We start from the raw sequence: 25,437 nt of genomic DNA on the forward strand, positions 1-25,437 counted from the left end.
GCCTCTCGCGGGGGCGACCGCGGTGCAAGACGGTCCCGGGGGCCGTGCCGTCCGCCCGCTCGATTTGCACCGGTGCGGATCCGTGTGCAACACTCTTCGAGTTGCAAAAACGCGGCCCCATCGTTTAGCGGCCTAGGACGTCGCCCTCTCACGGCGGTAACGCGGGTTCAAATCCCGCTGGGGTCACCACGGCAACACGAGAAGAACCCCCGGTCATGGCCGGGGGTTCTTCTCGTTTAACGGCCCGCTCCCCGGGAGAGACCGTCGGAATCCACTGACCCCCGGAAGGTCCCCATGCAAGAGCTGCCCGTCTGGTTCGTGACCGGCTCGTTCGTCGTCCTCAGCCTGATCCTGGCCGCGGACCTGCTGCTGGTCTACAAGCGCCCGCACGTGCCGAGCCTGAAGGAGTCCGGCCTCTGGGTCGGCTTCTACGTCACGCTCGCGCTGATCTTCGCCCTGGTGATGCTGCTGCTGGGCGGGGGAGAGGTCGCCGGCCAGTTCGTCGCGGGCTGGCTGACCGAGTACAGCCTGTCGATCGACAACCTGTTCGTCTTCGTGATCATCATGGGCCGCTTCGCGGTGCCGCCGAAGTACCAGCAGGAAGTGCTGATGGTGGGCATCATCATCGCGCTGATCTTCCGCGGGGTGTTCATCCTGCTCGGCGCGCAGCTGATCGAGAGCTTCAGCTGGATCTTCTACCTCTTCGGCGCCTTCCTCGTCTACACCGCCTGGAACCAGGCGTTCGGCAAGGAGGACGAGAACGAGGGCACCGACAACCTCCTCATCCGCCTGCTGCGCAAGCGCGTGAAGATCTCGGACGAATTCGACGGCTCGAAGATCCGCACGGTGAAGGACGGGAAGACGTACTTCACGCCGATGCTGATCGTGTTCCTCGCGATCGGCTCGACCGACCTGCTCTTCGCGCTCGACTCGATCCCGGCGATCTTCGGCATCACCGAGAGCCCGTTCATCGTCTTCACCGCGAACATCTTCGCTTTGATGGGCCTCCGACAGCTCTACTTCCTGCTCGGCGGTCTGATCGACAAGCTCGAGTACCTCAAGTACGGCATCGCGTTCATCCTCGCCTTCATCGGCGTGAAGCTGGTGCTGCACGCCCTGCACGAGAACGACCTCCCGTTCCTCAACGGCGGCGAGCCGCTGCCGGTCTGGGACATCGACACGATCACCTCGCTCGCCGTCATCGTCGTCAGCATGACCGTCGCCACGGTCGCGAGCCTGATCAAGATGCGCCGCGAGCACTCCCACATCGAGCTGCACGACGGCCACCCGGAGGTCGTCGCCGACGCCGACGGGCAGGACCGCGCCGAGAAGAAGTGAGCCCGGTCCCGTGACTGCGACGACGAGCACGACCAGCATCGACCTGCCCCAGGGCGTCCTGCACCTGACGGTGTCGAGCAGCACCGACGTCGGCGCCGTCCGCCGGGTGAACGAGGACGCCCTCCTGGTCGCGCCGACGCTGGTCGCCGTCGCCGACGGCATGGGCGGGCACGCTCGCGGCGACCTGGCCAGCTCGACCGCCGTCGAGAGCCTGCGGGCGAGCGCGGCCGAGGCGATCGGCCCGGTCTCGGACGTCTTCGCCGTCGTCGAGACCGCCAACGCCGCGGTCCGCGACCTCGACGTCGGCGGCGCCCTCTGCGGGACGACGCTCACCGGCCTCACGCTCGTCCGGCCGGAGGACGGCGGACCCGCCTCCTGGGCCCTGTTCAACGTCGGCGACTCCCGGGTCTACCGCTGGGACGGAGCGGGAATCCAGCAGCTGACCGTCGACCACTCGGCGGTGCAGGAGCTGGTCTCGGCCGGCCTGCTCAGCCGGGAGGCGGCGGAGTCGCACCCCGACCGCAACATCGTCACCCGGGCGCTCGGCGCCGACGACGAGGTCGAGACGGACGTCTGGACCCTGCCGATCGTGCCCCGGGCGACCTACCTGCTCTGCTCCGACGGCCTCACCAAGGAGCTCTCCGACGCCCGCATCGCCGAGCTCTTCGCCCGCCGCGACGCGGGGGACCTGCACGGTGCCGATCTCGCCGAGGAGCTCGTGCGCGCCGCGGTCGACGCGGGCGGACGGGACAACGTGACGGTCGTCGTCGTGGAGGCCGTGCTCGTGCCCCGGGCCTAGACCGTCGACCCGACTCCACTGGTCGTGCCCCTCGAACAGGTGGCAGCGTCTCCGGCTCCGGACTGCAGAGCCGGGCTGTCGATGGGCATACTGGAGGGATGGACACCGTCGAGGCTCTCGATCGCGCGAAGATGCGCTTCGCAGAGGGGGACGTCCGAGGAGCCGTGTCGCTGCTCGAGCGCTGCGTCGAGGCCGACCCCACCTGGATCGACCCCCGCGTCCTCCTGTCCGAGCTCTACCGGAGGTCCGGCGACCTCATCGAGGCGGGCCGGTGGGGCTACCTGATCGAGAACTGCGCCGCTCCCGAGGAGCGGCGGGCCTTCGAGCGTGCGCTCGTGCGCACCGACGAGGACCCCTTCGAATTCGCCGAGCGTGCCCTGGTCCGCCCGCTCGAGCTCGCGGCCGAGTCGCAGCACGCGGCGATGATGCTCGCGGCACTCCCGGCCCGCATCGACGAGGCCGAGCGCTTCGAGCGCGAGTCGCCCGACCCGCTCGACGGCGACTGGTTCGAGCACGAGGCGCTGCCGGTGAAGCGGCGCTCGGGCTTCGTCGGGATGGTCGGCGCGGCGGTGGCCGCGGTCTTCGTCGTCGGCGGCGTCGTGGTCGGCGCGGCCGCGCTGCTGGTGGTCCCCGCGGTGCTCATCGCGATGCTCGTCGCGCCCTGACGGCCGCTCCGGCCCGCCCCGATCCGCTCGGGTCCCGCCTCCCTGCCGCTCGTCGACGCGGTGCTATCCTCGGTCAATGCTGTTCGGCCGGCTCCTCCTTCTCCGCCGCGACGAGACCTCGATCTGACAGGCCTCCCTCGTCGCGGTGTCTCTCGCGGGCTGACCACCATTCCTGAGGAAGAGAAACCCGTCATGAACGACAGTTCCCCCGACACCGCCGCGCCCTCGGCCGCCGACACCCCGGCCGCCGAGCGCCCGCGCACCCTGGCCGAGAAGGTCTGGGACGACCACCTCGTCGCCAAGGGCGAGGACGGCACGCCCGACCTGATCTACATCGACCTGCACCTGGTGCACGAGGTGACCAGCCCCCAGGCCTTCGACGGCCTTCGCCAGGCCGGCCGACCCGTCCGCCGCCCCGATCTGACGATCGCGACCGAGGACCACAACACCCCGACCGTCGGCATCGACAAGCCGATCGCCGACCTCACCAGCCGCACCCAGATCGAGACCCTGCGGCGCAACGCCGCCGAGTTCGGCGTCCGCCTGCACTCCCTCGGCGACATCGAGCAGGGCATCGTGCACGTCGTCGGCCCGCAGCTCGGCCTGACCATGCCCGGCATCACCGTGGTCTGCGGCGACTCGCACACCTCGACCCACGGCGCGTTCGGCGCGATGGCGTTCGGCATCGGCACCAGCGAGGTCGAGCACGTGATGGCCACGCAGACCCTGCCGCTCAAGCCCTTCAAGACCATGGCGATCACCGTCGAGGGCGAGCTGCGCGAGGGCGTCACGGCGAAGGACATCATCCTCGCCGTGATCGCGAAGATCGGCACCGGCGGCGGTCAGGGCTACGTGCTCGAGTACCGCGGCTCGGCGATCCGCGCGCTCTCGATGGAGGGCCGGATGACGATCTGCAACATGTCGATCGAGGCGGGCGCGCGCGCCGGCATGGTCGCGCCGGACGAGACGACCTTCGCCTATCTCCAGGGCCGCCCGCACGCCCCCGAGGGCCAGGACTGGGACGACGCGGTCGCCTACTGGCGGACGCTGCCGAGCGACGAGGGCGCTGTCTTCGACGCCGAGGTCGTCCTCGACGCGGACGCGCTCGAGCCGTTCGTCACCTGGGGCACCAACCCCGGCCAGGGCGTCTCGCTCTCGCAGGCCGTGCCCGACCCCGACACGATCGAGGACCCGAACGAGCGCTCGAACGCCCGCCGCGCCCTGGAGTACATGGACCTCGAGGCCGGCACGCCGATGAAGGAGATCCCGGTCGACGCGGTCTTCATGGGCTCCTGCACCAACTCGCGCATCGAGGACCTCCGCGCCTTCGCGTCGATCATCGCCGGCCGCACCAAGGCGCCCGGCGTCCGGGTGATGGTCGTCCCCGGCTCCGCCCGCGTGCGGATCGAGGCCGAGGCCGAGGGCCTGGACAAGGTGATCACCGCGTTCGGCGCCGAGTGGCGCTTCGCCGGCTGCTCGATGTGCCTCGGGATGAACCCGGACCAGCTGGCCCCGGGGGAGCGCTGCGCCTCCACCTCGAACCGCAACTTCGAGGGCCGGCAGGGCAAGGGCGGCCGCACACACCTCGTCTCGCCGCTCGTCGCCGCTGCAACCGCCGTGCGCGGCACTCTCTCCAGTCCGTCGGATCTGGAGCCCGTCCGCGAGCTGGTGGAGGCCTGATCATGGAGAAGTTCGAGACCGTCACCGGCATCGCCGCGCCGCTGAAGCGCAGCAACGTCGACACCGACCAGATCATCCCCGCCGTCTTCCTCAAGCGGGTCACCAAGACCGGCTTCGAGGACGCGCTCTTCCACGGCTGGCGCCAGGACCCGGAGTTCGTGCTCAACCAGTCGGCCTTCCAGGGTGCGCAGATCCTCGTCGCGGGCCCCGACTTCGGCACCGGCTCCAGCCGCGAGCACGCCGTCTGGGCGCTGCGCGACTTCGGCTTCCGCGTCGTGCTGTCCTCCCGCTTCGGTGACATCTTCCGCGGCAACTCCGGCAAGCAGGGGCTGCTCGCGGCGGCCCTGGCGGAGAGCGACATCGACCGGCTCTGGGAGCTGATCGATGCGACGCCGGGAATAGAAGCGACCGTCGATCTGGTTGGTCGTACGGTCACCGCCGGTGGCGAGACCTTCCCTTTCGAGGTCGACGACTACACTCGTTGGCGCCTGATCGAAGGGCTGGACGACATCGGCCTGACCCTGCGCGACGAAGCGCTCATTTCCGAATTCGAGACCCGTCGCGCGAGCTGGCGGCCCAAGACATTGCCGGTGAAATAGCGTGAACACACTTCTTCAGGACGCCAAGGCGGCGGGAGCACAGGATGCGAAGGCGGCGGGAGCCCGTGTGGGGATGACCACCGAGCGGATCACCATCCACGGCGGGCGACCGCTGAAGGGCCGGATCGAGCTCAAGGGCGCGAAGAACCTCGTCACCAAGGCGATGGTCGCCGCGCTCCTCGGCGAGACCGCGTCCACCCTGCGCGACGTCCCGGACATCAGCGACGTCCGCGTCGTGAAGGGCCTCCTCGAGGTGCACGGCGTCAAGGTGAAGCAGGGCCCCGAGGTGGGCGAGCTGATCCTCGACCCCTCCAACGTCGAGTCCGCGCACTTCGCCGACATCGACGCGCACGCCGGGTCCAGCCGCATCCCGATCCTGTTCTGCGGACCGCTGCTGCACCGCCTCGGCGAGGCGTTCATCCCCGACCTCGGCGGCTGCCGCATCGGCGACCGCCCGATCGACTACCACCTCGAGGTGCTCCGCAACTTCGGCGCCATCGTCGAGAAGCTGCCCTCCGGCATCCGGATGTCGGCGCCCGAGGGCCTGCACGGCGCCAAGGTGTCGCTGCCCTACCCGAGCGTCGGCGCGACCGAGCAGGTGCTGCTCACCGCGGTCCGCGCCTCGGGCATCACCGAGCTGTCGGGTGCGGCGATCGAGCCGGAGATCATGGATCTCATCAACATCCTGCAGAAGATGGGCGCGATCATCTCGGTCGACACCGACCGCGTGATCCGCATCGAGGGCGTCGACCGCCTCGAGGGCTACACCCACCGCGCGCTCTTCGACCGCAACGAGGCCGCGTCCTGGGCCGCCGCGGCCCTCGCGACCGACGGCGACATCTTCGTCGGCGGCGCCCGCCAGCAGGAGATGACGACCTTCCTCAACGTCTTCCGCAAGGTGGGCGGTGCGTTCGAGATCGCCGAGGACGGCATCCGCTTCTACCACCCCGGTGGCGAGCTCAAGCCGGTCATCATCGAGACCGACGTGCACCCCGGCTTCATGACCGACTGGCAGCAGCCGCTCGTCGTGGCGCTGACCAAGGCCAAGGGCGTGTCGATCGTGCACGAGACCGTCTACGAGCAGCGCTTCGGCTTCGTCGACGCGCTGGTCGAGATGGGCGCCACCATCCAGATCCACCGCGAGTGCCTCGGCGGCCAGGCCTGCCGCTTCGGTCAGCGCAACTTCATGCACTCCGCGGTCATCTCCGGCCCGTCGAAGCTGCACGGCGCCGACATCGTCGTGCCCGACCTGCGCGGCGGCTTCTCGCACCTGATCGCGGCGCTCTCGGCCGAGGGCACCTCCTCGGTCTCGAACGTCGGCATCATCAGCCGCGGCTACGAGAACTTCCTCACCAAGCTCGAGCTGCTCGGCGCCGACTTCTCGCTCGACGCCTAAACCGCGGCGCCGGAGCACCTCCGGCACGTGACACCGGCTCCGGCTCGCAGAATCCCCCCGATCCTGCGAGCCGGAGCCGTTTCCCCGTGCCGGACGTCTCGTCGCCGCTCGTCGGCTCGACCTCCGGCTCGCGGAACCGTCTCCGGCTCGTCGGATCGGCGGGATCCCGCGTGCCGAGTCAGATTCCGCGAGCCGAAGTCGCTTCCGCCGGGTCTCGATACGCCCCTGCGGGGCTGCCTGACCAGCGTCGGCGCGCGCACCGCGCCGCCCGTTGGCGTGGGCGGCGGGGGCGGCGGAGCCGGGATGCGAGGATGGGCGGGTGTCTGAACGAAGCCGCCCGTCCATCTTCTGGCTCCTCGCGGCGTTGGTGATCCCGACGCTCACCGCCTCCGTGGACCTCCGGGTCCGCGACATCGACAAGATCCCGCGCAAGGGCGCGTTCGTGTTCGCGCCGAACCACTACAGCGAGATCGACCCGTTCATCACGGGCTGGGTGCTGTGGCGCGCCGGTCGAGCGCCGCGCTTCCTCGCGAAGGCGTCGCTGTTCAAGATCCCCGTCGCCGGAGCGATCCTGCGCGCCTCGGGGCAGATCCCGGTCGAGCGCTCCGGCTCCGTGCGCGGCAGCGAGCCGCTGAAGGCGGCGAAGGAGCTGGTCGACCGGGGCGGCTCCGTCCTGATCTACCCGGAGGGCACCCTCACCCGCGACCCCGAGCTCTGGCCGATGCGCGGCAAGACCGGCGCGGTGCGGATGGCGCTGCAGTACGGACTGCCCGTCGTGCCCGTCGCGCACTGGGGCACCCAGCAGGTCATGGGCCGCTACTCGAAGAAGGTCACCCTCTTCCGCCGCAAGCGCGTCGACGTCCTGGTCGGCGATCCGGTCGACCTGTCGGCGTTCCGCGGGCGCAGCCTCGACTCCGCGACCCTCAACGAGGCGTCGACCGTCGTGATGGCCGCGATCACCCGCCTGCTCGAGGAGCTGCGCGGCGAGACGGCACCGGAGAAGCGCTGGAACCCGGCCGAGCACAATCAGAAGGGCACGGGACGCTTTGAGCAGGGGCAGTAGGGCCGAGAAGGCGCCGATCCCCGTGCCGCGCCGTGTCGCCGTCCTCGGCGCCGGCAGCTGGGGGACCACCTTCGCCAAGATCCTCGCCGACGGCGGCTCCGACGTCGTGATGTGGGCGCGGCGGGCCGAGCTCGCCCGCGAGATCACCGAGGCCAAGCGCAACAGCGACTACCTCCCCGGGATCAACCTGCCGCGCAACATCCGGGCGACGCCGCGGATCGAGGAGGCGCTCGAGGGCGCCGACCACGTCTACCTCTCCATCCCGTCGCAGACCCTCCGCGGGAACCTCGAGGCGATCACGCCGTTCCTCACCGAGCGGACCGTCCTCGTCAGCCTGATGAAGGGCGTCGAGAAGGGCACCGGCCAGCGGATGAGCGAGGTGATCTCGCAGGTGCTGCCGATCGATCCGAGCCGGATCGCGGTCGCCTCCGGGCCGAACCTCGCGCTCGAGATCGCCAAGGAGCAGCCGACCGCGGCGGTCATCGCCTCGGAGAGCCTCGTCACCGCGCAGGAGGTCGCGCTCGCCGCGACCAACCGCTACTTCCGCTCCTACGTCAACACCGACGTGATCGGGACCGAGTTCGGCGGCGTGCTGAAGAACCTGATCGCCGTCGCGATCGGCATCGTCGACGGCGTCGGCTACGGCGAGAACACCAAGGCGTCGATCATCACTCGCGGCCTCGCCGAGATGACCGACTTCGCCGTCGCGTACGGCGGGCGGCCCGAGACGATGTCCGGGCTGGCCGGCCTCGGCGACCTGATCGCGACGTCGAGCTCGTCGCTCTCCCGCAACAACACGGCCGGGCGCCTGCTCGGCCAGGGCTACAGCTTCGGCGACGTCGTGAAGTCGATGCAGCAGACGGCGGAGGGACTCTCCTCTGTCGCGCCGATCCTCGAGCTCGCCCGGGCCCGCGGAGTCGACATGCCCATCGTCGAGCAGGTGTCGCAGGTGCTCGCCGGTACGCTCGATCCGAAGGACATCGCGCCGCACCTGACCACGGATTCGGACGAGCCCCAGGGTGAGAGGAACCTCGATGACCAGCAAGCTCGCAGTGGCCGTTCTGTTCGGGGGGCGTTCAAGCGAGCACTCGATCAGCTGCGCAACGGCGGCGGGGGTGCTGCGGGCGATCGATCGTGACCGCTTCGACGTGATCCCCGTCGGGATCACCGCTGACGGCGCGTTCGTGCTCGAGGAGGACCGGCCGGAGAAGTTCGCGCTCGATGCGAGCGCCCTGCCGCGCGTCGAGGACAACGGGACGCGCGTGCGCTGGCCGGAGTCGGCGCTCTCCCGCGAGCTGACCGTCACCGCGGCCGACGGCTCCGTCCGCTCGCTGGGCGACGTCGACGTGGTGCTGCCGATCCTGCACGGCCCGTGGGGCGAGGACGGCACCGTCCAGGGGATGCTCGAGCTGGTCGGGCTGCCCTACGTCGGCTCGGGCGTGCTCGCGTCCGCGCTCGGGATGGACAAGCACTTCACCAAGACCGTCTTCCGCGCCGCGGGCATCGAGGTCGCCCCCTGGTACACCGTGACCGAGGCGGAGTGGCGCGACGACCCGAGCGACGCCGCGTCGGCCCTCGACGAGCTCGGCCTGCCCGCCTTCGTCAAGCCGGCCCGTGCCGGGTCGAGCGTCGGCGTGAGCCGGGTCGACGAGCGCTCGCAGCTCGACGCCGCCCTCGAGGAGGCGTTCTCGCACGACTCCCGGGTGCTGATCGAGTCCGCGATCGTCGGCCGGGAGGTCGAGATCGGCGTGCTCGGCGCGCGCCGGGGGGAGTCCCCGCGGGCGTCCGTGGCCGGCGAGGTCGTCGTCAGCGGCGGCGGCTTCTACGACTTCGAAGCGAAGTACCTCGGCATGAAGGGCGTGGAGCTGGTCTGCCCGGCCGAGCTCACCGAGGACGAGCTCGCCGAGATGCGGGCCCTCGCGGTCAGCGCCTTCACCGCGATCGGGGCCGAGGGCCTCGCGCGGGTCGACTTCTTCCTCACGGCCGACGGCTTCGTCATCAACGAGATCAACACGATGCCCGGCTTCACGCCGATCTCGATGTTCCCGCGGATGTGGGGCGCGAGCGGCGTCGACTACCCCGACCTGATCAGCGAGCTGCTCGACCTGGCGCTCGAGCGCGTCCCCGCCGCGGTCCGATGACCGCGGCGGGCCTCGGCCTCCGGCTCGAGCCGGGCCCGCGGGCGCCGTTCGAGCAGATCCGCGAGGGCATCACCGCGCAGATCGCCGCGGGGTCGCTCCTGGTCGGCACGCGGCTGCCCGCGGTGCGGACCCTCGCCGAGGAGCTGGGCGTCGCTCCGGGGACCGTCGCGCGGGCGTACAAGGAGCTCGAGGCCGCGGGGATCGTCGAGACGCGGGGCCGCGCGGGCACCGTCGTCTCCGGTGGCGTCGACTCGGTCGAGCACGAGCTGCAGCTGGCGGCCGGCGCGTACGCGGCGCGGGTCCGGGCGCTCGGAGCGACGCCGGAGCGGGCGCTCGAGGTCGCGGCCGCGGCGCTCGGCACGTCGGGCTGACGACGGCTCAGCCCGCGGGCGTGCTCGGCGGGTCGAGGGTGTCCGTGTCGGACACGTTCGTGCAGGCGCGCTCCTGCGGCAGGTAGGAGACGGCGTTCGCGAGGTCGACGACGGCCGAGGTGCCGGAGGCGCGGCTCTGATCGACGGTGATCTCGACCGCCGGATCGCGGCCGTAGGTGGTCAGCGTGTAGACGTCGTCGGCGGCCTGCGACTCGTCGATGATCCAGTCGACGCCGCTGACCGAGACGCAGAGCTCGGTGGTGGGGCCGGGCGGCGTGACGCCGCAGTGCAGGATGACGGCGGCGGGGGTGCCCCAGGCCGCCGTGCCCTGCGCGTTCGTCTCGCGCTCGGGCAGTTCGGCGACGACGTCGGGCAGGCGCACCGAGACCTCGGCGCAGCCCTCGTTCGTCGCGTCGTCGGCCGGCTGCAGCGCCACGGCGGCCGAGCAGCCGCTCAGGAGCAGGACGGCGGCGGCGGCGACGAGGGGGGTGCGGAGGAGGCGGGAGGACATCGACGGCAACGCTAGCGTGTGAACCATGGCACCGGATCCGAGCCCCACCCTGGCCGAGCTCAGCGAGGGCGAGGTCCTCGCACGGATCCTGCCGAGGCTCGGCGGCGGTGCCGAGACGCTCGTCGGGCCGGGCGACGACTCCGCGGTGCTGCGGGCGCCGGACGGCCGCTTCGTCGTCACGACCGACATGATGGTGCACGGCCCGGACTTCCGGCTCGCCTGGTCCTCGCCGTTCGATCTCGGCTGGAAGGCCGCCGCCTCCAACCTCTCCGACGTCGCCGCGATGGGCGCGCGCCCGACCGCGCTGGTGGTCGCCATCGCGGCGCCGCAGCGTCTCGGGGTCGACGTGCTCGAGGGGATCGCCGACGGTCTCGCCTCGGGCTGCGCGGCGATGGCCCCCGGCTGCGGCGTGGTCGGCGGCGACCTGTCCGCCTCCGCGACGCTGACCCTGGCGATCACGGCCTTCGGCTCGCTCGACGGCCGGCCGCCGGTGCTGCGGAGCGGCGCGCGCCCGGGCGACGTGATCGCGACCGCCGGGCCGCTCGGCGTCTCCGGGCTCGGCCTCCGGCTGCTCTTCGAGCGTGCCCGGACGGCCGGCGAGCCCGACGCGGCCCTCGCCCAGGCGCTCCGGTCCGAGCATCCCGAGGTGCTCGACGCGCAGCTGCGGCCGACGCCGCCGATCGCGGCCGGCATCGCGGCGGGCGGCGTCGCCACGGCGATGATGGACGTCTCCGACGGCGTCGTCCTCGACGCGCGCCGGATGGCCCGGGCGAGCGGGGTCGTGCTCGATCTCGATCCTGATGCCGTCGACGCCCACGCCGCCCCACTGACGGCCGTGGACGGGATCGACGCGGCGCTCGCCCGCGCGCTCGTTCTCGGCGGCGGCGAGGACCACGCGATGCTCGCCTGCTTCCCGCCCGGCACGGCGCTGCCACCCGGCTTCACGCCCCTGGGCACGGTGCGCGAGGGCGCGCCGGAGGTGCGGCTCAGCGGAGTCGCGCTGGACGAGCGCGGCGGCTGGGACCCCTACCTGGGCTGGGACGGCGCCGCGGGCTGATCCGCGGCGGCGGGCGGCTCGGCTACTCGCCCGCCGCCGGCGACGCCCACCAGATCGTTGTCTCGCCGTAGTCCTTCCGCCGGTCGCGCTCGAGCCCGGCGGGCCAGCGCGGCTCCGGGCTGCGCGAGCTCCGCTCGACGACGACGACGGAGTGCTCGGCGAGCAGCGGGAGGACACCGGCGAGATCCGCGGCCAGCTCGTCCTCGGGGAGGTCGTAGGGCGGGTCGAGGAAGACCGTGTCGGCGTTGACCGCGGGGGAGCCGTCGAGGAACGAGCGCACGGAGGCGATCACGACCTCGATCCGGGGCTTCGGACGCTTGTTCGAGGCCGCGGCCGTCACGATCGCGCGGGCGTTCTCGCCGGCGGTCTTCGCGGCCTTCGGGTCGCGCTCCACCAGCAGCACGGAGGCGGCGCCGCGGCTGGCCGATTCGAGGCCGAGCGCTCCGGAGCCGGCGTAGAGGTCGATGACCGTCGCGCCGTCGAGGGCGTCGCGCGCCTCGAGCGCCGAGAAGATCGCCTCGCGCACCCGGTCGCTCGTGGGCCGCGTGCCGGCGCGGGGGACCCGCAGGGTGAGCGATCCGGCGAAGCCGGCGATGATCCTGGTCACCGTTCCGAGCATAGGACTCGCGCCGAGGGCTGGGAGCCCCCCGGAAGCCTGAGCCGTTTTCCGGTTCGCACTGCGAGAATCACCAGTTATGACGTCCCTCGATGAGACCCGCTCCGCAGTCGGCACGGCATCGGACCGCGGTGCGGCTCCCGAGTCGGCGATGACCCGCGAGGAGTTCAGCGCCCACTGCGCCGCGATCCTGAAGAACCTGTGCAGCGTGATCGACGGCAAGGACGCCGAGGTCTCGATGGCCCTGACGGTGTTCCTCGCGGGCGGCCACCTGCTGATGGAGGACGTCCCCGGCACCGGCAAGACCGTGCTGGCGAAGTCGCTGGCGGCCTCCGTCGGCGGCACCGTCTCGCGGATCCAGTTCACCCCGGACCTCCTGCCCTCCGACGTCACAGGCGTCTCGGTCTTCAACCAGGCCACCCGCGACTTCGAGTTCAAGCCGGGTCCGGTGTTCGCGAACGTGGTGATCGGCGACGAGATCAACCGCGCCTCGCCCAAGACCCAGTCGGCGCTGCTGGAGTGCATGGAGGAGCGCCAGGTCTCGGTCGACGGCGTGACGCACGTCCTGCCGCGGCCGTTCGCGGTGGTGGCGACGCAGAACCCGGTCGAGATGGAGGGCACCTACAGCCTCCCCGAGGCGCAGCGCGACCGCTTCATGGCGCGGCTCTCGCTCGGCTATCCCGACGAGCGCGCCGAGCTCGAGATGATCCGCACCCGCGACGCCGCGAGCCCGCTGGAGGAGCTGCGCCAGGTCGTCGGCCACGATCAGCTCGCCCGGATGATGGACTACGTCCAGTCGATCTACGTCGCCCCGCCGGTGCAGGAGTACGTGGTGGCGATCATGCAGGCGACCCGCATCGATCCCGAGCTGCGCCTCGGCGGCAGCCCGCGCGCGACCCTGCAGCTGATCGCCGCGGCGAAGGCGCTCGCCGCGATCAACGACCGCGACTTCGTCGTCCCGGACGACATCGACGTGCTCGCGGTGCCGGTGCTCGGCCACCGCCTGCTGCCGGCGACCCGGCTCCCCGGCCGCTCCGGCACCGGCGCCTCGCACTCCGTCACCGAGATCGTCCAGCGCATCGTCGCCGCCACCCCCGTCCCGTTCAGCGGCCGTGCCGACTGAGCCGCGCGGTCCCCGCTCCGGCGCACCCCGGTCCCGTGAGCCCCAGCGGCGCGGTGCGGAGCGGCCGGCTCGGCGCATCGGCGCGCTCCCGGCCGTCCGGGGGGTCGCGCTCACCCTGCGCGGCTGGGCACTGGTCGTGCTCGGCGCGCTCGGGATCGTCGTCGCGCCGGTCATCGAGTTCCGCGAGCTGCTCTTCGTGGGGATCGTCCTCCTCGGCCTGCCCGTCGCCGCGGTCCTCGCGCTGCTCGCCGTGACGCCCGTGCTGCAGGTGCAGCGGCGCTTCGCCCCGCAGGTCGTCGCGGTCGGCGACGTGGTCGACGTCGACGTCGTCCTCGACAACCGCGGCGCGGCCCTGCGGGCCGGTGCCCGGGCGGAGGACCGGCTCGACCGCGTCGAGCGCGGTCTCGTCTCCGGGCGCACCGTCGCCCGCGGCGCGTTCACCCTGCCGGCGGTCGCGCAGCGGGGGAGCGGCTCGAGCCGGGTCCGCGCGCGCTACCGCCTCCCCGCGGGGCGGCGCGGCATCCACCGCATCGGCCCGCTGCGGCTCCTCCGCGGCGACCTCTTCGGCCTGGCCGTGCGCGAGACGATCGCGGGCGCGGCGCAGCCCTTCGTGGTCACTCCGCGGGCCGTCCCGCTGCAGAGCGACGTGCTCGACGCGCACGGCGCCGGCGGCTCCAGCCCGGTCGCCCATGCGACCGCCGGGGCCGGGACCGACGACGTGATCCCGCGCGACTACCGGCCCGGCGACGCCATGCGCCGCGTGCACTGGCGGGCCAGCGCCCGCTCGGGCGAGCTCAAGGTCCGCCAGGACGAGCAGAACACCGACCCGCACGCCTGGATCCTGCTGGAGACGCGCGCCGCGCGCATCCTCGACGAGCGCGGCGGCGACGACCGCCTGGAGTGGGCGGTCTCGATGACCGCCTCGCTCGCGGTGCACCTGCTCGAGCGCGGCTTCGAGACGCACCTGATCGAGACCGGCGCGCCCGACCAGCCCGTCCGCTCCGAGGACGAGCGCGAGGCCGCGCACGACGTGCTGCTGCGCCTGGCCGAGCTCGCCCCCGCCGCCGAGTCGGTCGAGGCGGTCGGCCGCATCGCCGCCGAGATGCGCGACGCCGGCGGCAGCCGCCCGGTCTTCGCCGTCCTCTCCCGGCTGCACGAGGAGGACCTCGCCGCTCTCGCCTCCCTCGCCGCCCACGCGCGCCCGGCCGTCGCCTTCCTCGTCGGCGGCACGCCCGAGGAGGAGGCCGCGCTCGGCTCCCTCGGCTGGTACCCCGTCCCGGTCACCCCGCGCACCGCCGTCGAGGAGGCGTGGGCCCAGGCCCTCGCGCTCCGGGTGGTCGCGTGAGCCGCCGCGGGCGCGACGCCCGCTCGGGCTCGGTCCTGCTCTCGGTCCTGCTCTGGCTCTCGCTCGTCACCGCGTCCTCCGGCATCGGCCGCCTCCTCGAGGGCATCGGCTGGCTCGTCCAGCTGGCCGTCGCGGTCGGCGTCGTCCTCGCCGTCCCGGCCGCCGCGCGCGCCGTCCGCGCTCACCCGGTCGTCCCGCCGATCCTCGGCACCGTGGCCGCCGTCGGCGTGCTCACCGCGATGTTCGTGCCCGGGCGGGCGCTGCTCTTCCTCGTCCCGACGCCGGGAGCGATCGCCGACGCGCAGACACTCGCCCAGGCCGGCTTCACCTCGATCGCCGAGCAGGGCCTGCCGGCGGTCGCCGACAACGGCATCGCCTTCCTCCTCGTCGGCGGTGTCGTCGTGCTGGCCTGGGCCGCCGACCTCTTCGCCTTCTCGGTGCGGCTGCCCGCGCTCGCCGGTCTCTTCCCCGCCACCCTGCTGGCGGTGCCGGCGATCATCGACCCGGCCGACGTCTCCTGGCCGAGCCTGCTGCTCACGGCGCTGGTCTACCTCGGGATCCTCGCGGTCAGCGCGCGTCCCGAGCGCCGTGCGCCGCGCGGGGGCTCGCTCGGCGCCGCCGTGCCGTCGATCGCGATGGCCGGGGTCGTCGTGATCGCCGCGGGGCTCGTCGCCGGCTCCGCGGGTGGCTTCACCCGCGTCTCCACGCCGTCAGGGGTCTCGGGCACGCTCTTCAACGGCTCGATCGACCCGGTCGTCGCCCTCGGCGCCGACCTCCGCCGGCCCAACCCGGTGACGGTGCTGCGCTACTCGACCGACTCCGACCTCCCGGTCTACCTCCGCGTGCTCACCGTCTCGGACTTCGAGGGCGAGGACTGGGCGCCGAGCGACACCGAGGAGACGGCGGACATCGCGGCTCCCATCGCGCCCTCCGGTCTCGGCGAGGCCGTTCCGCGCGAGACCGAGGAGGTCGACGTCTCGGTCGAGACTCTCCGGAGCCGCTGGCTGCCGGTTCCCTACCCGGTCTCCGAGCTCAGCGGGGTCGGCGACGGCTGGCTGCAGGACGTGCAGGACGGCTCGATCCGCGGCGACGCCACCACCCGCGCGGGCGACGAGTACCAGGTGCAGGCGCTGCGCCTCGAGCCCGATCCGCAGCAGCTCCTCGACGCGCCCGTGCCCACCGGCTTCGAGCGCTACCTCTCGCTCCCGGAGGACGTTCCGGAGATCGTCCGCAGCACCGCCGCGGAGGTCACCGCGGACGAGGTCACCGCCTACGACCGGGCCCGCGCGCTGCAGACCTTCTTCCGCTCGTCCGAGTTCCGCTACTCCGAGGACACCCCCGCCGAGGAGGGCTACGACGGCGACGGCGTCGGCGTGCTCGCCTCCTTCCTCGAGGTCCGCGAGGGCTACTGCGTGCACTTCGCCTCGGCGATGGCCGTGATGGCGCGGGAGCTGGGGATCCCCTCCCGGCTCGCCATCGGCTACCAGCCGGGCTCGGTCGTGCCCTCGCCGGGCACCGAGCTGACCAGCTACCGCGTGCAGTCGTCCGACCTGCACGCCTGGCCGGAGCTGTACTTCGAGGGCGTCGGCTGGCTCCCGTTCGAGCCGACACCGAGCCGCGGCGCCCCGGCCTCGTACACGCTGCCGAGCGCGACGACCTCCGCCCCGTCGACGACCCCCGGAGCCGCCGCGAGTGCCGCGCCCGGCGCGGAGCCCGGCGAGACGGCGACGCCGACGCCCACGGCATCGACCGCGACGGCGACGCCCGGGGCCCTCGGCGGCTCCACGACGTCCACCGCCCCGGTCGTCACGCTCTGGTCGCTGCTGGTCCTGCTGCTGCTCGTGCCGTGGCTCCTGCGCGTCGTCCAGCGCGCCGTCCGCCGGCGCCGGGCGGCCGACGGCTCGCTCGAGCCGGCCTGGGCCGAGCTGGTGGCGAGCGCGCGCGACCTCGGTATCCCGGTCGAGGACGGCGAGTCGCCGCGAGCCCAGGAGGCTCTGATCGGCGCCGCCCTCGGCGAGGACGAGGGCGCACGGTCGGCCCTGCGGGAGCTCCGGCAGGGGGTCGAGCGCGTCCGCTACGCGCCGGTGCTCGCGGAGCAGTCCGCGGGCTGGCGCGCAGCGACGACGGTGGTCGCCGGACTGCGCTCCTCCGTCGGCACCGGCCGCCGCCTGAGCGCGGCTGTCGCGCCGCGATCGGTCCTCCCGGGCCTCGCGCGGGTCCGGCGTCCGAGGTCCGACCTATGATCGTCGGGTGATCCCGGACCCCCTCGACGCCTCGCTCGCGCCGCTGATCGGCCCGCGCACGGCCAAGCCGATCGAGAAGGCGTTCGGCTACCGCACGGTCGGCGAGCTCCTCGGCCACTACCCGCGCCGCTACGCCAAGCGCGGCGAGCTGACCGACGTGTCGCGGCTGCCGGTGGGCGAGAACGTGACGATCGTCGCCGAGGTCCGCGAGGTGCGCTCGCGCGAGATGAAGAACCGCCGCGGCGGACTGCTCGAGGTGATCATCTCGGACGGCACGGGCACCCTCTCGCTGACGTTCTTCGGCCAGCCCTGGCGCGCCGCGCAGCTGCGCCGGGGCGTGCGCGGCATCTTCGCCGGAACCGTGTCGATGTTCCGCGAGACGAAGCAGCTCACCCACCCCGACTACCGGCTCTTCGACGACGAGGAGGTCACGGCGCACGGCCCGATCGCGAAGTCGGCGCTCACGAAGGACTGGACCGAGCGGCCGATCCCGATCTACCCCGCGACCAGCACGATCGCGAGCTGGCAGTTGCAGGCGGCGATCGACGTGGTGCTCGACGACCTGAAGTACGTGCAGGACCCGATCCCCGCCGAGGTGCGCGCGAACCGCAAGCTGCTCGACCTCGGCGCCGCGCTCGAGCTGATCCACCGGCCGCAGCGCGAGGGCGAGGAGGTCCCGGCGCGCGACACCCTGCGCTTCCACGAGGCGTTCCTGCTGCAGCTGGCCCTGCTCGAGCGGCGGGCGGCGGCGCGCTCGACCCCGGGCACCCGGCGGGTCGCCGAGCCCGGCGGTCTGCTCGAGCGCTTCGACGCCGCGCTGCCGTTCACGCTGACCGACGACCAGAGGACGGTCGGCCGGGAGATCGCCGGCGACCTCGCGGCCGAGTCGCCGATGTCGCGGCTCGTGCAGGGCGAGGTCGGCTCGGGCAAGACCCTGGTCGCGCTGCGGGCCATGCTCGCGACGGCCGAGAGCGGCGGGCAGTCGGCGCTGCTGGCGCCCACCGAGGTGCTCGCCGGCCAGCACCTGCGCTCGATCGTGCGCACCCTCGGGCCCGAGTTGGCGGCGGAGCTCTCGCCGACCCTCCTGACCGGCGGCCTCGGCGCCGCGGCCCGGCGCGCGGCCCTGCTGCGGATCGTCTCGGGCACCGCGAAGATCGTGGTCGGCACGCACGCCCTGCTCGGCGACAAGGTCTCGTTCTACGACCTCGGTCTGGTGGTGATCGACGAGCAGCACCGGTTCGGCGTCGACCAGCGCGATGCGCTGCGGCGGAAGGGGGCGCAGCCGCCGCACGTGCTCGTGCTGACCGCGACGCCCATCCCGCGGACGGTCGCGATGACCGTCTTCGGCGACCTGGACGTCTCGACGATCCGCGAGCTGCCGGCCGGTCGCCCGGGCATCACCAGCCACGTGGTGCCGCTGGCCGATCACCCCGCCTGGATCGCCCGGGCCTGGGAGCGGGCCGAGGAGGAGATCCGGAAGGGCCATCAGGTCTACCTGGTCTGCCCGGCGATCGAGCCCGGGGAGGCGGCGGAGGGTCCGCTCGCCGGTGACGACGAGCCCGCGGCCACCCCGCTGTCGACGGTGTCGGAGACGATCGAGGGCGTCCGCGGGCACGCCCTGCTCGGGAAGCGGCGCTCGGCCGCCCTGCACGGCCGGATGACGGCGGAGGAGAAGGACGCCGTCATGCGGGCCTTCGCGGCCGGCGAGATCGACGTCCTCGTCTCGACGACGGTCATCGAGGTCGGCGTCGACGTGCCGAACGCGTCGATGATGATCGTCCTCGACGCGGAGCGGTTCGGCGTCTCGCAGCTCCACCAGCTGCGCGGCCGGATCGGGCGCGGCGGGGTGCCCGGCGTCTGCCTCTTCGTCACCGCGGCCGAGGCCGGCACGACCGCGCGCGAGCGGGTCGAGACCGTCGCGGCGACCCTGGACGGCTTCGAGCTGGCCGAGGCCGACCTCGAGCTGCGCCGCGAGGGCGATGTGCTGGGCGACTCGCAGTCCGGCGGGCGCTCCTCCCTGCGCCTGCTGCGCGTGGTGCAGGACTCCTGGATGATCCTCGAGGCGCGGGTGCTGGCCGAGCGGCTGCTCGAGACCGACCCGGTGCTCGCCACGCACGACCGCCTGCGCGCCGCGCTCGAGCGCCGCGTGCAGGAGCGCGACCGCGAGTTCCTCGGCAAGAGCTGACCCCCGACGGGCTGGCCGGGGCCCGGTCGGCCCGCCGGGGTGCCCGATACGCTGGGGGCATGGCCCGCATCGCCGTCGTCCCCGGCTCGTTCGACCCCGTCACCCTCGGGCATCTCGACGTCATCGAGCGCGCCGCGCGCCTCGTCGACGAGCTGCACGTCGTCGTCGTGCACAACCCGTCCAAGACCGCGCTGCTGCCGATCGCGCAGCGCGTCGCGCTGATCGAGCAGTCGATCGCCGAGGCCGGCATCGAGGGGTCGATCGTCGTCGCCTCCTGGAGCATGGGACTGCTCGTCGACTACTGCACCGACGTCGGCGCGAGCATCCTGGTGAAGGGCATCCGCTCGCAGGTCGACGTGGCCTACGAGACGCCGATGGCGATCGTGAACCGCAACCTCGCGCACGTCGAGACGGTCTTCCTGCTGCCGGATCCCGCGCACGCCCACGTCTCCTCCTCGCTGGTGCGCCAGGTGTCGGGCCTGGGCGGCGACGTCTCGCCCTACGTGCCGCCGGCCGTCGCGGCGTACCTCGCCTCCTGAACTCCCGCTCGCACGTTCCGGGCCCGGGCCGCAAGCGCCCCGGGGGCGTGCGCTCCACGTCTCCGGCGCCTGGGACAATGGCGGGATGAGTGCGATGCGCGTGGCGGCCTGGGTCCTCGAGGGGATCCCCGAGGTGGTCCCGGGGGACGACCTGCTCGAGCTGATCCTCGCGGCGGTCGCGGCCGCTCCCGAACCCGACCGTCCCGTCGACGGCGACGTCCTCGTCGTGACCAGCAAGGTGGTCTCGAAGGCCGAGGGCCGGGTCGTCGCAGCCGACGACCGCGAGGACGCCATCACCGCCGAGACGGTCCGCGTCGTGGCCACCCGCGCGCACGCGCACGGGGTCACCCGGATCGTGGAGAACCGCCTCGGCATCGTCCAGGCCGCGGCGGGGGTCGACTCCAGCAACGTCTCCGAGGGCACCGTCCTGCTGCTGCCCGAGGATCCGGACGCCTCGGCCCGCGCCCTCTGCGCCGGTCTGCGCGAGCGGCTCGGAGCGCGGGTCGGCGTCGTCGTGAGCGACACGCTCGGCCGTGCCTGGCGGGTCGGGCAGACCGACGCGGCGATCGGCGCGGCCGGCCTGCTGGTGATCGACGACCTGCGCGGCGCCGTCGACGCGCTCGGCCGGACGCTCGCGGTGACCATGCCCGCGGTCGCCGACGAGATCGCCGCGCTCGGCGACCTGGTGAAGGGCAAGGCGACCGGGCACCCCGTCGCCGTCGTTCGCGGTCTCGACCGCTTCGTCAGCGGCCTCGACGCACCGGGCGCCCGCACGCTGACCCGCACCGGTCCGGACGACATGTTCCGCGTCGGCGCGGACGAGGCGCACGCGGAGGGCTACGCCGAGGGTCACGCGGCCGGGCTGGCGGCAGCGGCCGGGCGGGTCGCGTCGTGAGCGGCGCCTGGACCGCCGTCGTCGTCTACCGGGGCCGAGGCACCTCCAAGACCCGCCTCGAGCTCGTGGCGCGCTCCGCCCTCGCCGAGGCGTTCCTCCTCGACACCCTGGCCGCGGTCGGCGCGGCGGAGTCCGTGGGCGCCGTCGTCCTCGTCACCTCCGACATGTCCGCGGTGGAGCGGGCCGCGCTCGAGCACCCCGGCCTGCACGTCGTCGGCGATCCCGGGCAGCTCAACCCCGCCGTCGCCGCGGGCATCGCGGCGGCGCAGGACCACCGCCCCGGCTCGCCCGTCATCGCGCTGACCGCCGACCTGCCCGCGCTCACCGCCGCCGATCTCGACAGCGCGCTCGCCGCCGCCGGCGACACCCCGGCGATGGTCGGCGACCGCGCCGGCAGCGGCACGACCGCGCTGCTCCTGCCCGGCGGGACCGGCCCGGAGCCGGCCTTCGGCCTCGACTCGCGGGAGAAGCACGTCGCTGCCGGCTACCGCGTGCTCGACCTGCCCGAGTCCTCGACGCTGCGGCTGGACGTCGACACCGTCGACGACCTGCGCCAGGCGGAGTCGGTCGGGGTCGGCGCCTGGACGGCGCGCGAGCTCGCCGACGCGGCCTGAGCGCCCGGGACAAGTCAGTCGGCGAGCAGTCCCTCCTCGAACGCCGCGGTCAGTGCGCGGTCCACGGGCAGCGGCTGTCCGTCCGCCGAGCGGATCGGCACGGCGCGCCGGGTGCTCGACACCAGCCAGGCCGCGTCGGCGCCGGCCAGCGCCGCGACGGGCAGGTCCCGCCGCGCGGAGGAGAGGCCGCGCCCCTCGCCGATCGCCAGCACTCTCGCCACCGTCGTCCCGTCGAGGATCCCGGCGCCGGCGGCGGGCGTCACGAGCACCCCGTCCGCGAGCAGGACGAGACTCGAGGTCGCGCCCTCGAGCAGGAGGCCGTCGCTCGTGCGCCAGACCACGTCGTCGGCGCCCCGCCGCTTCGCCTCGCGCAGTGCGGCGCGGGTGACGGCGCCGGAGGTCGTCTTGACGCCGCTGAGCAGCCAGGGGGCCTCCTCCTGCACCCCGTGCGGGTAGCCGCGGTCGAGCACGGCGACGGCGGCGCCCCGGTCACGCAGCTCCGAGGAGTCGGCGGTCGGCTCCGCGCGGACCGTCGCCCGCGCCGTCGTGGCGTCCCGGTAGCCCGCGACCAGCCGGATGCTGAGGTCCTCGACCGCGTCGTGCTCGGTGACCGCGAGGGCGATCGCCGCGGACCACACCTCGGCGGACGGGATCTCGAGCCCGACGGCCGCGGAGGAGGCCGCGAGGCGCGCCAGGTGCTCCTCCTGCCCGCGAGCACGGCCGCGGATCACGGCCAGCGTCTCGAAGACGCCGTCGCCGCGCAGATAGCCCGGCTCGTCGACGCGGACGAGCCCGGCCCCGGGATCGCGGAGCAGGGGAGTGCCGGAGTCGTCGATCTCGACGAGGACGGGGGAGGTCATGCCCCCATCCTGGACCGCCGGGCGGCTCGGCGTGCGGCTCAGCGGGCGGTCAGACCGCGCGCCACGTCCTCGGCCGTGAGCAGCTCGCGCGGCGGCTCCGCCCGCGCTCCGGCCGCGCCGAGGACGTCGACGGCGGCGAGGGCGTCGAGGTCCAGACCCGTCGGCCCGGCCAGGCTCGACACCGCGACCTGGAAGGTCCGGTAGGCGCCGAGCGGGGCGAGGCCCTCGCGGTCCTCGCCGTCGACGATCCGCCGCACCAGCGCGGTCTGGTCGAGCAGGTACGCGCTCGCCGCGAGGGTCGTGCCGTCGGGGCTCCAGGCCGCGATCTTCCAGAAGCGCAGCGGGACGCCGATGCCGCGGTAGACCGGGTCGTCCTCCGCCAGCACCGGGCCGGTGAAGACGTCGATCCGGGCGCGGTTCGCCTGCGCGTACTCGAGGACCTGGTCCTCGAGGCCGAGCCAGAGCTCCTTGGACTGGTTGAAGCCGCTCGCCTGCGGCGCCGCGTTCGTGTAGCAGAAGCTGTCCACGTTGCCGGCTCGGGCCACGGCCGGCTCGCCCCAGACGGGGTCGCGGCGGCGGACGAGGTGGCCGCGGTCGAAGTCGTTCCGCGCGTACACCTCCGGCCCGGTCTGCTCGCGCGCGGGCACGCGCTCGTCGAGGTGCCAGTCGTCGCCGCGGCCGAGGTCGAGCAGCCGCGCGCCGTCGATGTTCACCGCGGTCGAGAGCGCGAGCCGGCGCTCCGGGTCGAGGAGCACCTCGAAGTGCGTGTACGGCAGCTGCCGCACCACGCGCTCGCCGGAGGGACGGGGCGCCGCGAGCGGGGCGCCGAGGAAGCCGGGATCGAAGCCGCTCACTGGTCGACCTCCGCCGTCGGGGTGGTGGTGGGCGTCGCGGTCGGCAGCGGCGTCGGAGTCGCGGTCGGCTCCGCGGTGGGCTCGGCCGTCGCGGTCGGATCCGTGGTCGCCGTGGGAGCGGGCGCCTGCGTCTCGGGCGCGGGCACCAGGGCGCCGTTGCTCACGAGCAGCGTGATGCTGGAGTAGCGGGCGATCGTCGTCCCGGCGCCCGGCTCGGTGCCGGCGACGGTCCCGGCGGGCGTCGCGGAGTCGACGGTGGCGCCCTCCTCGACGTCGAAGCCGAGGTCCTCGAGCACCTCCGTCGCGTCGTCGACGGACTGCCCGGCGACGTTCGGCACGGCGATCTGCCGGCCGTTCAGCAGCGCGCTGCTCGGCTCGGCGAAGTCGTCTCCGCCGTACTTCTCGTCGGCGGCCGTCATCACCCTGTTCCAGATGTAGTGGCGGATGTTCGACGCGTAGGGCCGCGACTCCAGGTCCGAGTTCGGGAAGCGGACCTCGCGCATCGAGACGTGGCCGTCGATGTTGCCGACCCAGACGACGGTCGCGACGCGAGAGCTCGCGCCGTCGATCCAGGTGGATTCGGCGTTGTCGGTGGTTCCGGTCTTGCCGATGTGCTCGATCCCGTCATCGGGATCCGACTGGGCGGCGGTACCGGACGTGACGACGCGCTGGAGCGCGTAGTTCGCCACGGCGGTCAGCTCGGGCGAGAGCGCCTGATTGCAGGTCGATGTCGGCGGCTGCACGCCGACGCCGGTCGCATCCGTGATGGAGTCGATCGCGATGGCCGAGCAGGCGGAGCCGTTGTTCGCGAATCCCGCGAAGGCGGTGACCATCGAGATCGGCGAGATCAGGGTGTCGGAGCCGAGGATCGAGGACGGCTTGTAGTCGATCACGCCACCGTCCGCCGCCTTCACTCCGAAGGCGACCGCCTGATCGCGGATCGCGCAGAGATCGAGCTGCTGGGCCATGGAGACGAAGACGGTGTTGATCGAGCGCATCGTGCCCTCGAGGACGCTGTACGTGCCGTTCTCGTTGTCGTCGTTGCCGACGGCGGGATAGGACAGGTCCTCGCCGCCGTTCGGGTCGCAGCTCGCCGTGAAACCGGAGAAGCCGCGCTCGCGGCCGTTCACCGTCTCATAGAGGGTGTGGCCGTTGGCGAGCCACTGCGCGAGGGTGAAGACCTTGTACGTCGACCCCACCTGGAAGCCGGCGGAACCGCCGTAGGCCGTGTCGGTGTTGAAGTTGATCGCCGAGAAGTTCGCTCCGTTCACGGAGCCGGCGGCGTCGTAGTCCTTGTTCTGCACCATCGCCAGGACGCGGCCCGTGCCCACCTCCATCGAGACGGTCGAGCTGCCGATGTTGACGTCGTTCGTGGGCACCTTCGGCACCGCGGCGTTCGTGGCCGCCGTCGCGACGTCCTGGAGCTCGCGGTCGAGCGTCGTGTAGATCTTGTAGCCGCCGCGCTGGAAGTTGGCGAAGCGGGTGTTTTCGTCGTCGCCGAAGGCGGGGTCGTTCTGGATGACGCGGGTGACGTAGTCGCAGAAGAAGGCGGCGTTGCCGGCCTGCTGGCAGCCCGTGGGCGTCTCCTTGATCGCCGGGACGACTTCCTCGGCCACCGCCGCGTCGTGGTCGGCCTGGGAGATCTTCCCCTCCTCGAGCATCCGGCCCAGGACGTAGTCGCGCCGGACCTTGTTCTCGGGGATGTTCTCCGGCTGGTCGATCCGGAGGCCGTTGGGGTTGTTCACCGTCGCGATCAGGCTCGCGGCCTGGGCGAGCGAGAGCGTCGCCGCCGTGCTGGAGAAGTAGTACTCGGCCGCGGCCTGGATCCCGTAGACCTGCCCGCCGAAGCCGGCGATGTTGAGGTAGCCGAGCAGGATGTCGTCCTTGCTGTACTTCTTCTCGAGGTCGACGGCGAGCTTCATCTCCTTGAGCTTGCGCGCGGGCGTCGTGGCGGTCGCCTCGTCGTAGGCGGCCTGCGAGGCGGCGGCGTCGGTGTCGCTGAGCGCCTCGGCCTTCTGCACGAGGACGTTCTTGACGTACTGCTGAGTGATCGAGGACCCGCCCTGCAGATCGCCGCCGACCACGTTGCTCAGCACCGCGCGGATCGTGCCCTGCAGGTCCACGCCGCCGTGCTCGTAGAAGCGCGGATCCTCGGTCGAGACGGCCGCGTCCTTCACGAACTGGCTGACCTGGTCGAAGGCCACCTCCTCGCGGTTCTGCGCGTAGAAGGAGGCGAGGAGACCGTCGGTCCCGTCGGCGTTCTTCGCGTAGATCTCGGTCTTCTGCGCCAGCTGGCCCAGCTCGAGGTACTCGGGCACGGTCTCGAAGAGGCCGATCGGGTTGTTGGCGGCGAGCCCGGTGACGGCGAGGGCGGGGGTGACGCCGACGGTGATCAGCAGCCCTCCGGCCAGGCTCGCTCCGACGACACCGAGGACCCGGGCGAGCACGCCGCTGCGGGCGGTTCCTTGCGCAGACATGGCTACGAGAGTAGGCGACGAGTCTGTACCGGCGGTGCCGCGCTGCGCCGCGTCGGCTCGGAGTAC

Annotated in this window: 23 protein-coding genes and 1 tRNA gene; 19 read left to right on the forward strand and 5 right to left on the reverse strand. The window is 72.9% G+C overall.

Features of this window, described 5'->3' with window-relative positions:
- The first annotated feature begins 113 nt into the window (after window positions 1–113).
- The 11 genes from EDF36_RS04500 to EDF36_RS04550 all read left to right on the forward strand — a co-directional run bounded on the left by EDF36_RS04500 (window position 114) and on the right by EDF36_RS04550 (window position 10,052).
- Window positions 114–189, forward strand: a tRNA-Glu gene (locus EDF36_RS04500).
- 105 nt (window positions 190–294) lie between these two features.
- Window positions 295–1,338, forward strand: a complete 1,044-nt coding sequence (locus tag EDF36_RS04505; RefSeq protein ID WP_123703005.1) for a TerC family protein — start codon at window positions 295–297, stop codon at window positions 1,336–1,338.
- A 10-nt stretch (window positions 1,339–1,348) separates the two neighbouring features.
- A complete protein-coding gene (locus EDF36_RS04510) occupies window positions 1,349–2,137 on the forward strand; it encodes a PP2C family serine/threonine-protein phosphatase (RefSeq protein WP_243839900.1) in 789 nt (262 codons plus the stop codon).
- A 98-nt stretch (window positions 2,138–2,235) separates the two neighbouring features.
- Window positions 2,236–2,802: a DUF6584 family protein gene (locus tag EDF36_RS04515; protein WP_123703007.1), complete on the forward strand. Its 567-nt coding sequence runs from the start codon at window positions 2,236–2,238 to the stop codon at window positions 2,800–2,802.
- 192 nt (window positions 2,803–2,994) lie between these two features.
- Window positions 2,995–4,482 (forward strand): 3-isopropylmalate dehydratase large subunit, encoded by a 1,488-nt coding sequence (gene leuC / locus EDF36_RS04520; protein WP_260300524.1) that lies wholly within the window; start codon window positions 2,995–2,997, stop codon window positions 4,480–4,482.
- A gap of 2 nt (window positions 4,483–4,484) precedes the next feature.
- Window positions 4,485–5,081, forward strand: coding sequence for a 3-isopropylmalate dehydratase small subunit (gene leuD, locus EDF36_RS04525; protein WP_123732070.1), 597 nt, complete (start codon window positions 4,485–4,487; stop codon window positions 5,079–5,081).
- Between the two features lie 73 nt (window positions 5,082–5,154).
- Complete coding sequence (gene murA, locus EDF36_RS04530; RefSeq protein WP_164874434.1) at window positions 5,155–6,477, forward strand: UDP-N-acetylglucosamine 1-carboxyvinyltransferase; 1,323 nt, start codon at window positions 5,155–5,157, stop codon at window positions 6,475–6,477.
- Window positions 6,478–6,796: 319 nt separating this feature from the next.
- Complete coding sequence (locus EDF36_RS04535; RefSeq protein WP_260300525.1) at window positions 6,797–7,540, forward strand: 1-acyl-sn-glycerol-3-phosphate acyltransferase; 744 nt, start codon at window positions 6,797–6,799, stop codon at window positions 7,538–7,540.
- 22 nt (window positions 7,541–7,562) lie between these two features.
- Window positions 7,563–8,678 (forward strand): NAD(P)H-dependent glycerol-3-phosphate dehydrogenase, encoded by a 1,116-nt coding sequence (locus tag EDF36_RS04540; RefSeq protein ID WP_173286025.1) that lies wholly within the window; start codon window positions 7,563–7,565, stop codon window positions 8,676–8,678.
- The gene (locus EDF36_RS04545; RefSeq protein ID WP_123732072.1) at window positions 8,575–9,681 is read left to right on the forward strand and encodes a D-alanine--D-alanine ligase family protein; all 1,107 of its coding nucleotides are present in this window, start codon (window positions 8,575–8,577) and stop codon (window positions 9,679–9,681) included. The genes EDF36_RS04540 and EDF36_RS04545 overlap by 104 nt, the downstream gene beginning before the upstream one ends.
- Window positions 9,678–10,052, forward strand: a complete 375-nt coding sequence (locus EDF36_RS04550) for a GntR family transcriptional regulator (protein ID WP_123703019.1) — start codon at window positions 9,678–9,680, stop codon at window positions 10,050–10,052. Before EDF36_RS04545 ends, EDF36_RS04550 begins: the two co-directional genes overlap by 4 nt.
- A 7-nt stretch (window positions 10,053–10,059) precedes the next feature.
- Here the strand turns inward: EDF36_RS04550 and EDF36_RS04555 are convergent, their stop codons facing one another.
- Window positions 10,060–10,563, reverse strand: a complete 504-nt coding sequence (locus EDF36_RS04555; protein ID WP_123703021.1) for a DUF3515 domain-containing protein — start codon at window positions 10,561–10,563, stop codon at window positions 10,060–10,062.
- 25 nt (window positions 10,564–10,588) lie between these two features.
- Between EDF36_RS04555 and thiL the strand changes: the two genes are divergently transcribed.
- Window positions 10,589–11,620, forward strand: a complete 1,032-nt coding sequence (thiL, locus tag EDF36_RS04560; protein WP_123732073.1) for a thiamine-phosphate kinase — start codon at window positions 10,589–10,591, stop codon at window positions 11,618–11,620.
- Window positions 11,621–11,642: 22 nt separating this feature from the next.
- On the opposite strand, the gene EDF36_RS04565 is transcribed toward thiL, so the two are convergent.
- The gene (locus tag EDF36_RS04565; RefSeq protein WP_123732420.1) at window positions 11,643–12,227 is read right to left on the reverse strand and encodes an RsmD family RNA methyltransferase; all 585 of its coding nucleotides are present in this window, start codon (window positions 12,225–12,227) and stop codon (window positions 11,643–11,645) included.
- A 160-nt stretch (window positions 12,228–12,387) separates the two neighbouring features.
- Here EDF36_RS04565 and EDF36_RS04570 point away from each other — a divergent pair, with 160 nt between their 5' ends.
- The 7 genes from EDF36_RS04570 to cofC all read left to right on the forward strand — a co-directional run bounded on the left by EDF36_RS04570 (window position 12,388) and on the right by cofC (window position 21,180).
- A complete protein-coding gene (locus EDF36_RS04570; protein WP_260300558.1) occupies window positions 12,388–13,359 on the forward strand; it encodes a MoxR family ATPase in 972 nt (323 codons plus the stop codon).
- On the forward strand, window positions 13,349–14,704 hold the full coding sequence (locus EDF36_RS04575) for a DUF58 domain-containing protein (protein WP_123732075.1): 1,356 nt from the start codon (window positions 13,349–13,351) through the stop codon (window positions 14,702–14,704). The genes EDF36_RS04570 and EDF36_RS04575 overlap by 11 nt, the downstream gene beginning before the upstream one ends.
- Window positions 14,701–16,947 carry a DUF3488 and transglutaminase-like domain-containing protein gene (locus EDF36_RS04580; protein WP_123732076.1) on the forward strand — a complete coding sequence of 749 codons (2,247 nt, stop codon included), beginning with the start codon at window positions 14,701–14,703 and terminating at the stop codon, window positions 16,945–16,947. Before EDF36_RS04575 ends, EDF36_RS04580 begins: the two co-directional genes overlap by 4 nt.
- 7 nt (window positions 16,948–16,954) lie before the next feature.
- Complete coding sequence (locus tag EDF36_RS04585; RefSeq protein WP_260300526.1) at window positions 16,955–19,132, forward strand: ATP-dependent DNA helicase RecG; 2,178 nt, start codon at window positions 16,955–16,957, stop codon at window positions 19,130–19,132.
- 59 nt (window positions 19,133–19,191) lie between these two features.
- On the forward strand, window positions 19,192–19,671 hold the full coding sequence (gene coaD / locus EDF36_RS04590; protein ID WP_123445577.1) for a pantetheine-phosphate adenylyltransferase: 480 nt from the start codon (window positions 19,192–19,194) through the stop codon (window positions 19,669–19,671).
- 94 nt (window positions 19,672–19,765) lie between these two features.
- The gene (gene cofE / locus EDF36_RS04595; RefSeq protein ID WP_123732077.1) at window positions 19,766–20,566 is read left to right on the forward strand and encodes a coenzyme F420-0:L-glutamate ligase; all 801 of its coding nucleotides are present in this window, start codon (window positions 19,766–19,768) and stop codon (window positions 20,564–20,566) included.
- A complete protein-coding gene (gene cofC / locus EDF36_RS04600; protein WP_123732078.1) occupies window positions 20,563–21,180 on the forward strand; it encodes a 2-phospho-L-lactate guanylyltransferase in 618 nt (205 codons plus the stop codon). Before cofE ends, cofC begins: the two co-directional genes overlap by 4 nt.
- A gap of 14 nt (window positions 21,181–21,194) precedes the next feature.
- On the opposite strand, the gene EDF36_RS04605 is transcribed toward cofC, so the two are convergent.
- Genes EDF36_RS04605 through EDF36_RS04615 form a run of 3 tightly spaced genes read right to left on the reverse strand, consistent with a single transcriptional unit; the run spans window position 21,195 to window position 25,371 of the window.
- Window positions 21,195–22,040: an aminotransferase class IV gene (locus EDF36_RS04605; RefSeq protein ID WP_123732079.1), complete on the reverse strand. Its 846-nt coding sequence runs from the start codon at window positions 22,038–22,040 to the stop codon at window positions 21,195–21,197.
- Window positions 22,041–22,078: 38 nt separating this feature from the next.
- Complete coding sequence (locus tag EDF36_RS04610; RefSeq protein ID WP_123732080.1) at window positions 22,079–22,894, reverse strand: DNA/RNA non-specific endonuclease; 816 nt, start codon at window positions 22,892–22,894, stop codon at window positions 22,079–22,081.
- Entirely contained in the window at window positions 22,891–25,371 is a 2,481-nt protein-coding gene (locus EDF36_RS04615; RefSeq protein ID WP_123732081.1) for a transglycosylase domain-containing protein, read from the reverse strand. The genes EDF36_RS04610 and EDF36_RS04615 overlap by 4 nt, the downstream gene beginning before the upstream one ends.
- Window positions 25,372–25,437: the final 66 nt, after the last annotated feature.

This window comes from Rathayibacter sp. PhB152, assembly GCF_003751395.1.
GTDB lineage: Bacteria > Actinomycetota > Actinomycetes > Actinomycetales > Microbacteriaceae > Rathayibacter > Rathayibacter festucae.